Annotated in this window: 14 protein-coding genes; 10 read left to right on the forward strand and 4 right to left on the reverse strand. The window is 70.0% G+C overall.

Going from position 1 to position 14,511, the window contains the following annotated elements; translation table 11 throughout:
- Positions 1-190: 190 nt before the first annotated feature.
- The 3 genes from G6019_RS00910 to ramB all read right to left on the reverse strand — a co-directional run bounded on the left by G6019_RS00910 (position 191) and on the right by ramB (position 3,438).
- Complete coding sequence (locus G6019_RS00910) at positions 191-1,057, reverse strand: DUF559 domain-containing protein (protein ID WP_241725812.1); 867 nt, start codon at positions 1,055-1,057, stop codon at positions 191-193.
- A 342-nt stretch (positions 1,058-1,399) separates the two neighbouring features.
- Entirely contained in the window at positions 1,400-1,978 is a 579-nt protein-coding gene (locus tag G6019_RS00915) for a carboxymuconolactone decarboxylase family protein (protein WP_107757377.1), read from the reverse strand.
- A 5-nt stretch (positions 1,979-1,983) separates the two neighbouring features.
- Entirely contained in the window at positions 1,984-3,438 is a 1,455-nt protein-coding gene (gene ramB / locus G6019_RS00920; protein ID WP_182613132.1) for an acetate metabolism transcriptional regulator RamB, read from the reverse strand.
- 192 nt (positions 3,439-3,630) lie between these two features.
- Between ramB and aceA the strand changes: the two genes are divergently transcribed.
- The 9 genes from aceA to G6019_RS00965 all read left to right on the forward strand — a co-directional run bounded on the left by aceA (position 3,631) and on the right by G6019_RS00965 (position 13,012).
- Complete coding sequence (gene aceA, locus G6019_RS00925; protein WP_182613133.1) at positions 3,631-4,920, forward strand: isocitrate lyase; 1,290 nt, start codon at positions 3,631-3,633, stop codon at positions 4,918-4,920.
- A gap of 158 nt (positions 4,921-5,078) precedes the next feature.
- Positions 5,079-5,999 carry a 3-hydroxybutyryl-CoA dehydrogenase gene (locus tag G6019_RS00930; protein ID WP_107757374.1) on the forward strand — a complete coding sequence of 307 codons (921 nt, stop codon included), beginning with the start codon at positions 5,079-5,081 and terminating at the stop codon, positions 5,997-5,999.
- A gap of 5 nt (positions 6,000-6,004) precedes the next feature.
- Positions 6,005-8,305, forward strand: coding sequence for a 5-methyltetrahydropteroyltriglutamate--homocysteine S-methyltransferase (gene metE / locus G6019_RS00935; RefSeq protein WP_182613134.1), 2,301 nt, complete (start codon positions 6,005-6,007; stop codon positions 8,303-8,305).
- Positions 8,306-8,382: 77 nt separating this feature from the next.
- Positions 8,383-8,691 carry a hypothetical protein gene (locus G6019_RS00940; protein ID WP_107757372.1) on the forward strand — a complete coding sequence of 103 codons (309 nt, stop codon included), beginning with the start codon at positions 8,383-8,385 and terminating at the stop codon, positions 8,689-8,691.
- 89 nt (positions 8,692-8,780) lie between these two features.
- Positions 8,781-9,989: a DUF445 domain-containing protein gene (locus G6019_RS00945; protein WP_107757371.1), complete on the forward strand. Its 1,209-nt coding sequence runs from the start codon at positions 8,781-8,783 to the stop codon at positions 9,987-9,989.
- A gap of 164 nt (positions 9,990-10,153) precedes the next feature.
- Positions 10,154-10,675: a helix-turn-helix domain-containing protein gene (locus tag G6019_RS00950; protein ID WP_194305318.1), complete on the forward strand. Its 522-nt coding sequence runs from the start codon at positions 10,154-10,156 to the stop codon at positions 10,673-10,675.
- A 78-nt stretch (positions 10,676-10,753) separates the two neighbouring features.
- Positions 10,754-11,869 carry a hypothetical protein gene (locus tag G6019_RS00955; protein ID WP_182626918.1) on the forward strand — a complete coding sequence of 372 codons (1,116 nt, stop codon included), beginning with the start codon at positions 10,754-10,756 and terminating at the stop codon, positions 11,867-11,869.
- 154 nt (positions 11,870-12,023) lie between these two features.
- Positions 12,024-12,305 carry a DUF2516 family protein gene (locus tag G6019_RS00960; protein ID WP_182613136.1) on the forward strand — a complete coding sequence of 94 codons (282 nt, stop codon included), beginning with the start codon at positions 12,024-12,026 and terminating at the stop codon, positions 12,303-12,305.
- The gene (locus tag G6019_RS00965) at positions 12,302-13,012 is read left to right on the forward strand and encodes a MerR family transcriptional regulator (RefSeq protein WP_182613137.1); all 711 of its coding nucleotides are present in this window, start codon (positions 12,302-12,304) and stop codon (positions 13,010-13,012) included. The genes G6019_RS00960 and G6019_RS00965 overlap by 4 nt, the downstream gene beginning before the upstream one ends.
- A 24-nt stretch (positions 13,013-13,036) precedes the next feature.
- Here the strand turns inward: G6019_RS00965 and purU are convergent, their stop codons facing one another.
- Positions 13,037-13,903, reverse strand: a complete 867-nt coding sequence (gene purU, locus G6019_RS00970) for a formyltetrahydrofolate deformylase (protein WP_182613138.1) — start codon at positions 13,901-13,903, stop codon at positions 13,037-13,039.
- Positions 13,904-13,955: 52 nt separating this feature from the next.
- On the opposite strand from purU, the gene deoC reads away from it, so the two are divergent.
- A partial coding sequence (gene deoC / locus G6019_RS00975; RefSeq protein ID WP_182613139.1) for a deoxyribose-phosphate aldolase occupies positions 13,956-14,511 on the forward strand: 556 nt, incomplete at its 3' end.

Raw genomic sequence — 14,511 nt, forward strand, 5'->3', positions numbered from 1 at the left:
GCCCGGCGCCCGCGCCCGCGCCCGCCCGGCCGACTTGTGCGCCGTCTTCGTCCTACGCGCTCGGAATGTCCGCGAGAGGGATGGGTGCGCTGGCGAAACGGACCAAAGAGGCCGCGCACCTGGGCTCGCCGCCGGGGAATCGGGCCAGGTGAGGCGGGAAGCTCCGGCGCGGGCGCGCGACGCGGAGGGGTCAGTCGACGAAGCGCGAGGAACGCTGCGCGTACGCCGCCTCAACCTGCCGGAGCAGGTCGTCTCGCCGGGTACGGAGAATCCTGTGGTCGACGCCGATGACGATCCAGCCGGCCGCGAGGAGGCGGTTCCGACGGAACCGGTCCTTCGACTGCTGCGCCGGGTGTTCGTGGTGCGAGCCGTCGTACTCGACCGCGATCTTGTGAACGGGGTCAGCGAGATCGAGGCGGTAGTCGTCCCCCACCTCGACCTGCGGTATGAACCTCGTGAACCCCGCGTCCCTGAGGAACAACCTCGCCTCGGTCTCCATGGGTGACTCACTGCGACGGTCGGCATCTGCGAGTACCCGTCGTGCTCGTGCGACCCCCCAGGTGCCGACGTGTTCGTCGACAACGTCGCGTAGCTCACGGTCCGAGAATCCGTGTCGGTAGAAGTGCTCCACCGCGAGGACCCCGGCCAGGTGGTCGGTGAAGCGGGCCAGGTCGAAGGCGGTCCACCGACGGCTGGTGACGGCGACGCCCCGCTTCTGCTCCACGGCCGATGGCGGCACCCGGTACCGACGAAGGCGCAGACCCGAGCGCGTTCTGCCGCTGGGGCCGACGCACAACTCCGGAACCGCGTCGTCCGGGGCGTCGATCCCGTGGAGTGCCGCTGCCGACCAGCCGGTGAGGACGCCGTCCGGGTACAAGCGCGAGTACGCCACCGACTTGGTCTCGAAGGTGAGCGGAAGAGCTACCGGCAGCCATAGCTCGTCCGCGATCTTGAGGTACTCGCGCTCTCGTCGGCGACGGGGAAGGGCGGTCAGCTCGCGGCTGAGTCGGGCAGAGGAGAGGACGGGATGTTGCGGTCCCGGGCGATGGCGTGTCATGCCGGTGATCATGCACGCCGCGAACGAGCGGATCCGTCGTGGATTCGACGATCCCCGTTCGTCTGTGGGGAGCCGACACCGCTTGTGGACACACGAGCCTCGGCCGCGGGGGCCGGCCGATCACGACCCAGAGGGAACTCGCCGGTTCAGCGGGAGCCCACGTGTGCTGCGCGAATGGACCAGAGGGGGCACGTAACCCAGGGGTGGGCGTGCAGAAAGGACGCGCAGGGCAAAGGGGGCGCGCAAGCCAAGGGGGTGGGCGTGCAGAGAGGACGCGCAGGGCGAAGGGGGCGCGCAACCCAGGGGTGGGCGTGCAAAGGGGACGCGCAACCCAGGGCGGGCTCAGCGGGGGCGGTCGGGCTGGATCCGCAGGGCGTGGAGGGTCGTGGCCAAGCCGTCATACTGGGCCACCAGCTGCACCAGGCCCACGAGCTCCGCCTCGGTCAGGTGCGTGGCCACCTCCGCCCACGTGTCGTCGGCGATGTCCTTGGTCCGCACGAGCTCGTCCACCGCGGTCAACACCGCCCGCAGTCGATTCGGCCACCCGGCGGACCGGGGATCGTGCAGGGTGCGGGCGATCTCGTCGTCGTCGAGCCCCACCCGCGCGCCGATCCGCTCGTGGTGGGCCCGTTCGTAGGCGCTGTCCCGGAGGTGGGCGACGCGCAGGATGACCAGCTCTGTGGTCCGGCGGTCGAGGACCCCGAAGGGCATCATCATCCCGGAGTAGGCCAACCACGCGGGGAACAGTCGGCGGGCGCGGCCGAGTGTGGCGAACAGATGGACGTCGCGGCTGCCGGTGACGCGGGCTCCCACGCGGTTGACGGCCCAGCCCACCGGACCGAGTTCGCGGAACCCGCCGGGGCGGATTCGGGGCCGGCCCGGGTCCCCGGGGTCACTGTCGGTGTGGTGTGCCTGGCTCATGGCCGTCAGGGTAGGGCAGGGGAGGTCGCCCGGGAGTGGGGATCGTCGAGCAGATACGGCGAGAGCGACGATCGATGCGCATCGACCCTGAGTGTGCGGTTGAGCGGCGGGAAGGCCCGCTGGGGGCAGGCGGGTCTCTCGCACATGCGGCACCCGGACCCGATCTTGGTGGCGGCGTCGGCGTCGGCGAGGTCCAGACCCTGCGCGTAGACGGTGCGGTGGGCGTGCCGGGCCTCGCAGCCCAGACCGATCGCGAAGGTCTTGCGGGGTTGGCCGAACCGCATGGGCCGGGTGGTCACGGTCCGCGAGACCCACAGGTGCAGGCGGCCGTCGGGCAACTCCGCGACCTGCCGCATGATCTTGCCGGGGAACGAGAAGGTCTCGTAGACGTTCCACAACGGGCACGTGCCGCCCGAGGTGGTGAAGTGGACGCCGGAGGCCGACTGCCGCTTGGACATGTTCCCCGCGCGGTCCACCCGCACGAAGCTGAAGGGCACCCCGGCGGCGCCCGGGCGCTGGAGCGTCGACAGGCGGTGGCACACGGTCTCGTAGCCCGTCGCATAGAAGGTCATCAGGCGTTCGACGTCGTAGCGGAAGTCCTCGGCGGTGTCGAGGAAGCGCTGGTAGGGCATCAGTACGGCGGCGGCGAAGTAGTTGGCCAGCCCGCGCTGGGCCAGGGAGGCGGCGGCGGGGGAGCTGAAGGCGCCGTCGGCCACCAGCTGGTCGAGCAGTTCGTGGTGCTCGAGGAACGCGAGCTCCGATGCCACGCGGAAGGCCTGTTGCCCCCCGGTCAGGTGCGCGGACAGGTCGAGCCGACGGTCGCGGTCGGAGAAGCGGTGCCACAGGCCGTCGGGCAGGTCCACGCGGCGTGCGACCCGGACCCCGTGGGTCTCGGCGAGCCGGTTCTCGAGCTCGGCGCGGACGTCGCCGCGGTTCATCCGGATCCGGGTGGTGAGCTCCTCGGCCGCGGTGTCCAGGGAATCGATGTAGTTCTGGCGCTGGTAGAAGTAGTCGCGCACCTCCTCGTGGGGCATGGCCAACGCGAAGGTGTCCGTGTCGTCGGACAGGGCGTTGCGACTCTCGGTGAGGGCGGCGAGGAGGTCGGCCGAGTTCCGATACCTCTGGTTCAGCACGGCGAAGGCGCGCGCCAGCGACGGGTGGGCACGGACCAGGTCGACCACCTCACCCGCGGGGACGCCGGCGGACACCTGGGGGTCGGACAGGGCCTCGGTCAGTTCCGCGATCAGCCGGGTGTCGGCGTCCGAGGCGAAGAAGGTCGAGTCGACCCCGTACTCCTCGGACAGCCGGGCCAGGACCCGGGAGGTGACCGGGCGCGCGTCCTTCTCGAGCTGGTTGAGATAGCTGGCGGACAGCCCCAGCGTCTCGGCGAACGCCGCCTGGGTAAGCCCCTGCTCCTCCCGCAGGCGTCGCAGGCGTGCGCCCATGTGAGTGGTGGTCATCGTCGGCTCCCGCGGTCGGTGGTGTGCCCCACATTCTTCGCAAAGTTTGCAATCGACGCAAGGAAACTCGCCAGATTCGCATAACTCGCAGGTAGACGGGCTGCGATGAGTGTGGCATCCTTTCGAAGTACAGGACGCCGCGCTCGCAATCGTGCGAAGCCGGCTCCGCCCCCGAGACAGGAAAGAGTCGCGATGTCGAACGTTGGCAAGGCACGTACCGCTGCAGAGATCCAGCAGGACTGGGACACCAATCCCCGCTGGAAGGGCATCACCCGCAACTACACCGCCGAGCAGGTGGCGGAGCTGCAGGGCACCGTCGTCGAGGAGCACACCCTCGCCCGCCGTGGCGCGGAGATCCTCTGGGACAAGGTCAACAACAAGGACTTCGTCAACTCCCTCGGCGCGCTGACCGGCAACCAGGCCGTGCAGCAGATCCGTGCGGGCCTCGAGGCCGTGTACCTCTCCGGCTGGCAGGTCGCCGGCGACGCCAACCTCTCGGGCCACACCTACCCGGACCAGTCGCTGTACCCGGCCAACTCGGTCCCGACCGTCGTGCGTCGGATCAACAACGCGCTGCTCCGCGCCGACGAGATCGCCCGCATCGAGGGTGACACCTCGGTGGAGAACTGGCTCGCCCCGATCGTCGCCGACGCCGAGGCCGGCTTCGGTGGCGCCCTGAACGCCTACGAGCTGCAGAAGGCCATGATCGCGGCCGGCGCCGCGGGCGTGCACTGGGAGGACCAGCTCGCCTCGGAGAAGAAGTGCGGCCACCTCGGTGGCAAGGTGCTCATCCCGACCAACCAGCACATCCGTACGCTGACCTCGGCCCGTCTGGCGGCCGACGTCGCGAACGTCCCGTCGGTCATCATCGCGCGCACCGACGCCGAGGCCGCCACGCTCATCACCTCCGATGTCGACGAGCGTGACCGCCCGTTCATCACCGGCGAGCGCACCGCCGAGGGCTTCTACAACGTCAAGAACGGCATCGAGCCCTGCATCGAGCGCGCCAAGGCCTACGCCCCGTTCTCCGACCTCATCTGGATGGAGACCGGCACCCCGGACCTCGAGTACGCCAAGCAGTTCGCCGAGGCCGTCAAGGCGGAGTTCCCGGACCAGCTCCTGGCCTACAACTGCTCGCCCTCCTTCAACTGGAAGGCGAACCTGGACGACGACACGATCGCCAAGTTCCAGAAGGAGCTCGGCGCGATGGGCTTCAAGTTCCAGTTCATCACGCTGGCCGGCTTCCACTCGCTCAACTACGGCATGTTCGACCTGGCCTACGGCTACGCCCGTAACCAGATGACCGCGTTCGTCGACCTGCAGCAGCGCGAGTTCAAGGCCGCCGAGGAGCGTGGCTTCACCGCCGTCAAGCACCAGCGCGAGGTCGGCGCCGGCTACTTCGACCGCATCGCCACCACGGTCGACCCCAACACGTCCACCGCGGCGCTGAAGGGCTCCACCGAGGAGGGTCAGTTCCACTGACCCCCAGGATCGCCCTCCGGTAGGGCGACCAGCACCATGGCACCACCACACCGGGGGCCGGGATCGTCTCCACGAGGCGGCCCCGGCCCCCGGTCGTGTCCGTGCACTCCGGGCCCGTGCCCGGACCGACCACCCGGTTCGAGAAGGACGTGTCGTAGATGCCCACCACCCGCGAGGTAGCCCCGGAGCCGGGGTCGATCACCCGCGTGGGAGTGGTCGGCTCCGGCCGGATGGGGGCGGGGATCGCCGAGGTCTGCGCGCGCGCCCACGTCGACGTGCTGGTGTGGGACTCCACCCGGGACCTCGCCGAGGCGGGCCGGTCCCGCATCCTCGCCTCCCTCGACCGGGGGGTCTCCTCCGGGAAGATCACCCGGCGCGAGCGCGACCAGGCCGCACTGCGGCTGCGGTTCACCACCGACCTCGGGGACTTCGTCGACCGTCAGCTGGTGATCGAGGCGATCGTCGAGGACGAGGCGGCCAAGGCGGCGGTGTTCCGTGAGCTCGATCAGGTGGTCACCGACCCGGAAGCGGTCCTGGCCTCCAACACCTCGTCCATCCCGATCATGAAACTCGCCTCCTGCACCGCCACTCCGCGGCGCGTGATCGGCATGCACTTCTTCAACCCCGTCCCCGTGCTGCCCCTGGTCGAGCTGGTGAGCACGCTGGAGACGGGCAGGTCCGTGCGCGAGCGCGCCGAGGCGTTCGCCGAGCAGGTCCTGGGCAAGCAGGTGGTGCACTCCGCTGACCGGTCGGGCGCCGTGGTCAACGCTCTGCTCGTGCCCTACCTGCTCTCGGCCATCAGGATGGCGGAGTCCGGGTTCGCCACCCCGGAGGACATCGACAAGGCGATGGTGCTGGGGTGCGCCCACCCGATGGGGCCGCTCTCCCTGGCCGACCTCGTGGGCCTGGACACGGTCAAGGCGATCGCCGAGTCGATGTACGCCGAGTTCCGTGAACCGCTGTACGCACCGCCGCCCCTGCTGCTGCGGATGGTGGAGGCGGGACGGCTGGGCGAGAAGAGCGGCCACGGCTTCTACCGTTACGACGTCCCCCGAGCAGCTGCCCGGGCCACCCGCTGACGGCCGTGAGACGGGAGCTCGAACGCTCACACCTCGCGCTCACCCGCGCGTCCAGCGTGCTGGGGTACCCGCGCATCGGCCCACGGCGGGAGCTCAAGCGGGCGCTCGAGCGATACTGGCACGGGGACGGCACACGGTCCGAACTCCTGTCCGTGGGCCGCCGGATCCAGGAGTCGACCTGGCGGGAGCTCCGGGACACGGGGCTGACGCAGATCCCCGGCAACACCTTCTCCTTCTACGACCACATCCTGGACGACGCCCTGCTCATCGGCGCCGTCCCGCACCGTTTCACGGACCTGGTGCGTGGCCTGTCGCCGGTGGACACCCAGTTCGCGCTCGCGCGCGGCCGCGCGGACGTGGCTCCACTGGAACTGGTGGCGCTCCAGGGCACCCCGTACCACTACCGTCAGCCCGAGTTCGAGGATTCCTCCGTGCTCGGCCTGGCGCCGGGGGCGCTGCTGGCCGAGGTCGCCCGCGCGCACGAACTGGGGATCGACATCCGGCCGGTGGTCACCGGGCCGGTGTCGCTGCTGCTGTTGAGCAAGGCCTCCCCCACCGCAACACGCGGGTTCCACCCGATCGAGCTGCTCGACCGGGTGCTCGGACAGTACGAGAGGCTGCTGGAGGTCCTGGCGGAGGCGGGCGTGACCTGCGTCCAGTTCGACGAACCCTGTATGACCATGGAACGCACTCCCGGCGAGGTCGAGCGGCTGCGTCACGCCTATGACCGGTTGTCCGCGTCCCCCACGCGTCCGCGGATCCTGGTCACGGGCCAGTACGGGGACCTGGCCGAGGCCTTGCCCGCGCTCGCGTCGACCGGGGTCGAGGCGATCGGTCTCGACCTGGTCCACGGGTACCGGACCCCCGACGACCTCGCGGCGGTCCCGGGGCTCGCGGACAAGCGGCTCTACGCCGGTGTGGTCGACGGCCAGAACGTCTGGCGCACGGACAAGTTCGAGGTGCTCGAGTATCTGAGGCGGCTCAAGGACACCTTCGCCGACCTGGTGGTGTCGACCTCCTGCACGTTGCTCCACGTGCCCTACGACGTCGGGGCCGAGGAGGACCTGCCCGCGGAACTGGGGGACTGCCTGGCCTTCGCGCGCCAGAAGGTCGCGGAGGTGGTGTCGCTGGCCGACGCGGTGGTCGACGGCCCGACGCCGCGGTGGCGTCCGCTGCCGGAGCGGCCCAGTGCGCGCAGGCCGGACGTGCGGGCCAGGACGGCGGCGGTCGACGACGACGACAAGCTCCGCATGCCCTACCCGGAGCGGGCTCCGCTGCAGGCGGCGCGTCTGGGGCTCCCCATCCTGCCCACCGCGACCCTCGGGTCGTTCCCGCAGACCGTGCAGATCCGCAGGGCCCGCCGGGACCTGGCCGACGGCCGCATCGACTACGAGCGTTATCGCGGCTACCTGCGCGACGAGATCGCCTCGGTGATCCGCCTGCAGGAGGACATCGGTCTCGACGTCCTGGTGCACGGTGAGGTCGAGCGCAACGACATGGTGCAGTACTTCGCGGAACTGCTCGACGGGTTCGCGGCGACCCGGCACGGATGGGTGCAGTCCTACGGGTCCCGCTGCGTGCGCCCACCGATCCTGTACGGGGACGTGGCGCGTCCCGCGCCGATGACGGTCGAGTGGACCGGGTACGCGCAGACCCTCACCGACCGACCGGTCAAGGGGATGGTGACGGGACCGGTGACGATGCTCGCCCGATCCTTCTGCCGGACCGATCTCGCGCTGTCCGAGGTGGCCACCCAGTTGGCCCTGGTGGTCCGGGACGAGGTGGCGGACCTGGAGGACGCGGGGTTGGCGATCGTGCAGATCGACGAGCCGGCGATCCGCGAGCTGCTGCCGCGGCGCGGGGCGGACAGGCGTGCCTATCTCGAGTGGGCGGTGGCCACGTTCCGCCTTGCCTCCGCAGGCGCCGGTCCGGACACCCAGATCCACACCCACCTGAGCTACTCGTCCCTGCAGGTGATGAAGGAGGCGATCGAGGGGCTCGACGCGGATGTGACGGCGATCGTCGCGACCCGGTCGATCGACTGGGTCCTGGACGCCCTCACGGACCACACCCTCACGCGGCAGGTCGCCCCGGGCGTCTACGAGTCGAGATCGGGGTTCGTCCCCGACATCGACCTGCTCCACGAGAGGTTGCTCGAGGCGGTCGCGGCGGTGGGGGTGGACCGACTGTGGGCGGTCCCGGACGGCGGCCTCAAGACCCGCTACACCTGGCAGCTGGAACCGAGTCTGCGCAACCTCGTTACCGCCGCGCGACGAATCCGCCGGGCGGTTGCCCCCGGGACCTGAGGTTCCAATAGAATCGGGACAAGCAACTCCCGTGCCGCGGCGCCCGGGATCGGTAGTAGACGAAAGAGGACGACATCATGGCCGGTCAGACCCTCGAGCACACTGGTGCTGCCATCGTCGAGGAGTACTACCCGACGTACGCCACCGAGGTGGCGCCGACCTACCCGCTGTACTCCACCGAGATCTACGCCGGGTCGGCCATCATGCTGCTGGCGATGAGCATGCTGGGGCTGCCCATCACCGCGCTCGCCTTCTACGTCGACGACATGGACGTGTCCCTCGGCCTGGTCGTGGCGGCGGTCGTGGCCACGGTCGTCGTCTTCGTCGTCGGCCTCGCGGTGTGCATGGTCGGTTTCCGTAAGTACGGACGCAAGGACGCGCACTGACGCTCGACCCGGTCACCGCGGCGGGTGGGCCCGCCCTGGTGGCGGGGGACCCGGCCACTGATGCGGAGCGCAGGTCTGCTCTCCGCCGCATGAAGCTGGTCGCGACGGGGTTTCTGGTCCTGGCCGGGATCATCTTCCTGTTCGCCGAGTACTCGCTGTCCAACGGGGCCGGGGCATGGGCCGGGTACGTGCGTGCGGCGTCCGAGGCGGGGATGATCGGCGGGCTCGCGGACTGGTTCGCCGTGACCGCGCTGTTCCGGCACCCGCTCCGGATCCCGATCCCCCACACGGCTCTCATTCCCAGGAAGAAGGACCAGCTGGGGGCCTCCCTGGGGACCTTCGTGGGCGAGAACTTCCTCGATCCCGAGATGGTGAGCGAGAAGGTACGCAGTGCGAGGATCCCCGCACGGGCGGGCGAGTGGCTCCAGGACGAGGACCATCGTGCGATCGCCTCCGACCAGTCGGCCAAGGCGATCCGGTCCGTCCTGGCGGTCCTCCGTGACGAGGACGCCACGGCGATCATCGAGCGGACCATCGTCGCGCGTATCGCCGAACCGCAGTGGGGCCCGCCGGCGGGACGGATCCTCGGCGAGCTCCTCGCCGAGGGCCGGCACCTGCCGCTGCTCGATCTCATGGCCGACCGGGCCCACGAGTGGGTCGAGGCGCACCCGGAGACCATCGACCGCTGGGTCCGCGAGAAGGCGCCCACCTGGGCGCCACAGTTCGTCAACGAGCTCCTCTCCGATCGCGCCTACCGCGAACTGCGCGAGTGGACCTGGCAGATCAAGGTGGACAAGCAGCACGCCGTCCGCCTCGCCCTGATCGGGTTCGTCGAGGATTTCGCCCGCGACCTCCAGCAGGATCCGGCCACCATGGCCAAGCTCGAGACCTTCAAGGCGGAGGTGATGAACCGCGAGGAGGTCCGTCGTGCGGCGGCGTCCGCCTGGACGGCCGCCAAGCGCATGATCGTCGAGGCCACCGAGGACTCCTCGTCGACCCTCCGGGTGAAGATCGACGACCTCCTGCGCCGACTGGCGGACATGCTGGTCGACGACGAGAAGGTCCGCGCCCGCCTCGACGACTACATGACCCGGACCGCCGCGTACGTGGCCGTGAACTACTCCGGTGAGGTGACGTCGATCATCTCCGAGACGGTGGAGCGCTGGGACGCGGACGAGGCGTCCGAGAAGATCGAACTTCTCGCGGGCAAGGACCTGCAGTTCATCCGGATCAACGGCACGCTCGTGGGTGCGCTGGTGGGTCTGGTCATCCACCAGTTCACCCTCCTCATCTTCTGAGCTGCTCTTCTGATCTGCGCGTCCCCTGCCTGCTCGTTCCCCGACCGCTGTGCTCCTCCGGGGTGTGATCCATTACACGCCCCACCCCGCTTGCTGCTGCTAGCACTCGTTGCTAGCGTTGTGTGCAGACAACGTGAGATGCACGGCGAGAGGAGGTGGACTCCATGGCCGAGAAGCGAGGCCGGGAGAGCGGTCGACAGCCTGAGTCCGCCTCCGCGCAGGCGGCCGAACCGACCGCAGCGACTCTCGCGCGGAGGACCAAACCGACAGGCGAGGTCCCCCGTCACGACGGTGTCGCCCCACAGGGTGACCACGACAGGCGTGCGTCCGAGTCACAGGACATCGGGTCGTTCATCCGCGCACAGCGGGAAGCCGCCGAGGTGTCCATCCGGCAGCTCGCGGAGCGGGCCGGCGTCTCCAATCCGTATCTGAGTCAGATCGAGCGGGGCCTGCGCAAGCCGTCCGCCGAGGTGCTGGGTCAGATCGCACGAGGTCTGAGGTTGTCCGCCGAGGTGCTCTACGCGCGCGCCGGAATCCTCGAACTGAAGGAGGGGAGCCCGGTGAGGGACGCCATCCTCACCGCGCCCGACCTCACCGAGCGTCAGAGGGAGGTGCTCGTGGAGATCTACGAGTCGTTTCTGTCGAACAACGCGATCGCCGCCGACCAGGTCGTCGACGTGCACTGAGCCCGTCCGACGGCGGCCCGGCAGGGCCACGTGACATCCGAACCCGCAAGACCTGCAGACAACGATCAAGGAGCCGACATGAGCCAGAAGAAGCCCGTTTCCAAGAAGACCCCCGCCCAGGCCGCCGCCGCCCAGGCGGAGTCGCAGTCCAACCCCAAGGGCGGTGCACCCAGCGGACCGCTGGGGCAGGCGCTGTCCGCGGTGCGCACTCCGGTCTACGCCTACGTCGGCGTCAACGACCTCGCGGTCCAGGCCGTGTCCGGCCTGGTCTCCGACCTGCGTCGTCGCGCCGAGGACGCCGTCACCGAGGCTCAGACCAAGGTGAACGAGCGGGTGACCGGCGTGCAGAACCGGGTGACCGAGCGCGTGGCCGACGTGCAGAACCGCGTGAACGAGGTTCCTGACCGCGTGCAGGCGCTGCCGGCCGAGGTCGAGGAGCTGGTGAACCGCTTCCGCCCGGAGGAGCTGCGCAAGGTCGCCGACGCCTACGTCGAGGTCGCGGCCGGCATCTACGGCGGGCTCGCGGCCCGTGGCGAGGACGTCGTGGCTCGCCTGCGCGAGGAGAACCCGCAGCTCGAGGCCGGTCTGGCCCGCGTCAACGAGCAGGTCGCCCGCGCCGCCGGTGCCGTGGAGGAGCAGGTCGAGCTGGGCGAGGACGCGCTCGGTACGGTCGCCCGCCAGACCCGCTCCATCGGGGTCAAGGCCGCGGGCCGCGTGTCCAAGGCCGCCCGTCAGGCCGCTGAGGAGACCGGCACCGCTGCCGACAAGGCCGCCGACAAGGTCGAGGACGCCGCGTACGCCGCTTCGGACGAGGTCCAGAGCGGGGCCGCGAAGGTCGAGGCCAGGACGGCCCAGGCCAAGAAGACGACCGCGAAGAAGGCCCCGGCGAAGAAGGCTCCCGCCAAGAAGGCCCCGGCCAAGAAGACGGCCTCCAAGAGCACTGCCTCCAAGACCACGGCGTCGAAGCAGACCTCGGCGACCAAGTCGGCGTCGGCGGCCAAGAGCACGCCCTCGAAGACCACGCCCTCGAAGACCACGGCCTCGAAGACCACGCCCTCCAAGAGCACTGCCTCGAAGCCGACGTCGGGCTCGACCTCGGGTTCGGCCACGGGTTCGACCTCGGGTTCGACCTCGGGTTCGACCGGCTCGTCGTCGTCCTCCGCCGGCACGTCCTCTGATTCCGGCTCCAACTGAGCCACCGCGGCTGAGGCCGCGGTCCGCCGCCCCCCCCGGCCCGCTCGACCAGAGCGGGCCGGGGGGCGGCGTCGTCCTGTCGTCGCGTCACCGCGAATCCACGCCGTGAACATCCGCTTCGGACGGTGCGGACGCGGCGACTACACTGGGCGCCGTGATTGAAGCATTGCCCGGAACCTGGGGCCTGATCCAGATGGCGATCCAGGCCGCCCTCGTGGCGTGGGCCCTGGTCGGCCTGGTGTTGGCCGTCCTCCCTCCCGCGTCGGCGTATTCGATCGAGGGCAAGTGGCCTAAACCCGCCTGGATCGGAATCTGCGCCGCCGCCGCCCTCTTCTTCGCGATCCGTCCGTTCGGCATCCTCGGGATCGTGGGTATGGTCGCCGTCGGCGTCTTCTTCGCCGATGTCAGACCGGCCGTCGGCGGCAGGCGCAGGTGAGTTCGAGGAGGTCCGCGCCGCTGCAGCGCATCGACGAGCTGGCGGAGACCTCCGGCGCGACCGTCCGCAACATCCGCGTCTACCAGGAGCGCGGACTGCTCCAGCCGCCCATCCGCAAGGGCCGGACCGCTCTGTACGGGCCCGATCACCGCAGTCGGCTCGAGATGATCCTGCGGCTGCTCAACCGGGGCTACACGTTCGCCACGATCGAGGAACTGCTCATCGCCGAGCGGCACGGGTTCACGCTCGCGGAGTTGCTCGAGGTCGAGAGTGTGCGGAGCGAGCGCAGACCCACCGGGTCCCGCCGGCGGCGCACCCGATCGGAATCACAGGCGGTCGCGTCGTTCGACATCCCCGAGACGCTGAAGGAGGTGGGGGAGTCGATCGGCCTGGTCACCGAACCGGGCGCGGCCGGCCATCTGCTCTCCGACGCCTATATCGCCGAACTCCTGCGGGACCTCATCGTGCTCGGCGTGGACGCGGACGGAATCGAGAAGATCGGTCGTCTGGTCATGGAGGGGCAGGGCAGGGCGGTCGAGGCGATCACCGTGTTGGTGGAGGCCCTTGGTGATGCCGGGATCGACAAGGCTGTACTGGAGAAGCGGGTCCGGTCGACGCTCCCCAGGGCGGGCACGGCCGCGCGGCTGATCTTCCTGTCCGCCGCCGAGACCCTGCTCACCGAGCGCCACGGATTCTCCCGCGACTAAAGCCCCCGCCCGGAGGGGCCCGCGTCAGGTGAACACGACGGTCCGCGCATCGTGCACGAGGACGCGATCTTCCAGGTGCCACCTCAGGCCGCGGGCCAGCACCAACTTCTCCGCGTCGCGGCCCTGCCTGACCATGTCCTGCACGGTCGCGGCGTGATCCACGCGGATGACGTCCTGCTCGATGATGGGCCCCTCGTCGAGATCGGCGGTCACGTAGTGGCAGGTCGCCCCGATGAGCTTGACGCCCCGGATGTGAGCCTGGTGGTACGGGCGTGCACCCACGAAGCTCGGGAGAAAGCTGTGATGGATGTTGATCGCTCGACCGGCCCAATGGGTGCACAGGTCATCGGGCAGGACCTGCATGAAGCGGGCCAGGACGATCGCGTGCGGGTCGACGGCGTCGACGATCGAGGCCACCTCCGCGAACGCGGGGGCCCGTTCGGCCGGATCCGCCGGGAAGGGCACGTGGTGGAACGGGATGCCGTGGGCCTCGGTCATCCCACGGAGGGTGTCGTGATTGCCGATCACCGCACGGATGCGAGCGGGGAAGTCCCCACTGTCGACCCGACCCATGAGGTCGTGCAGGCAGTGCCCCTCCTTGGACACGAGGACGACGATGTCCTTCGGCTCGGCGGAATCGGCGATGTTCCAGTCCGTCTCCGGCCCGAGCTCGGCCGCGACACGGGCGAAGCGCCGACGCAGTTCGTCGAGGTCCATCCCGATCGATTCCGCGTCCACGGCCTGGCGGGTGAAGAACCAGCGGGAGTTCTCGTCCGCGTGGTAGGCCGCCTCCACGATGGTGCCGCCGAGCTCGGCGAGGAACGTGGCGATGCGGGCGACGATGCCGATGCGGTCGGGGCAACCCAGCGAGAGGACGTAACGGCGTGACATGAACGGTCATTGTGCCAGCAGGGGGGCCGGGGAGCCCCGCTAGGCTGACCGTATGGACGCCACCCCACGGACTCACCTGACCCGCGACCGCGTCGCGGCGATGATCGATCACACGCTGCTCTCCCCGGACGCGTCCCGCGAGGACGTGCAGGCCTGCGTGGACGAGGCCCGTGACCTGGCGGTCAAGGCGGTGTGCGTGAGCCCGGCGATGCTCCCGGTGCGGGCGGAGGGCCTGACGGTGGCGACGGTGGCGGGCTTCCCGTCCGGCAAGCACCACTCCCTGGTCAAGGCCATGGAGGGCCGATTGGCGGTGGACCAGGGCGCTGTCGAGGTGGACATGGTGATCGACGTGGGTGCGGCGATCGCCGGGGAGGTCGACGAGGTGATGGCCGACGTGCTGACGATGCGGGACGCCGTCCCCCCGCCCACCGTGATCAAGGTGATCCTGGAGACCGCCGCGATCCACCGGGCGCTGGGCGAGGAGGCGGGGGACCGGCGGATCGAGGAGCTGTGCCACGCCGTCGCGCGGGCCGGGGCGGACCTCGTCAAGACCTCCACCGGGTTCCACCCGGCCGGTGGCGCCAGCGTCCGGGCGGTCGCCGCCATGC

The organism is Dietzia sp. DQ12-76, from assembly GCF_014145045.1.
Lineage (GTDB): Bacteria > Actinomycetota > Actinomycetes > Mycobacteriales > Mycobacteriaceae > Dietzia.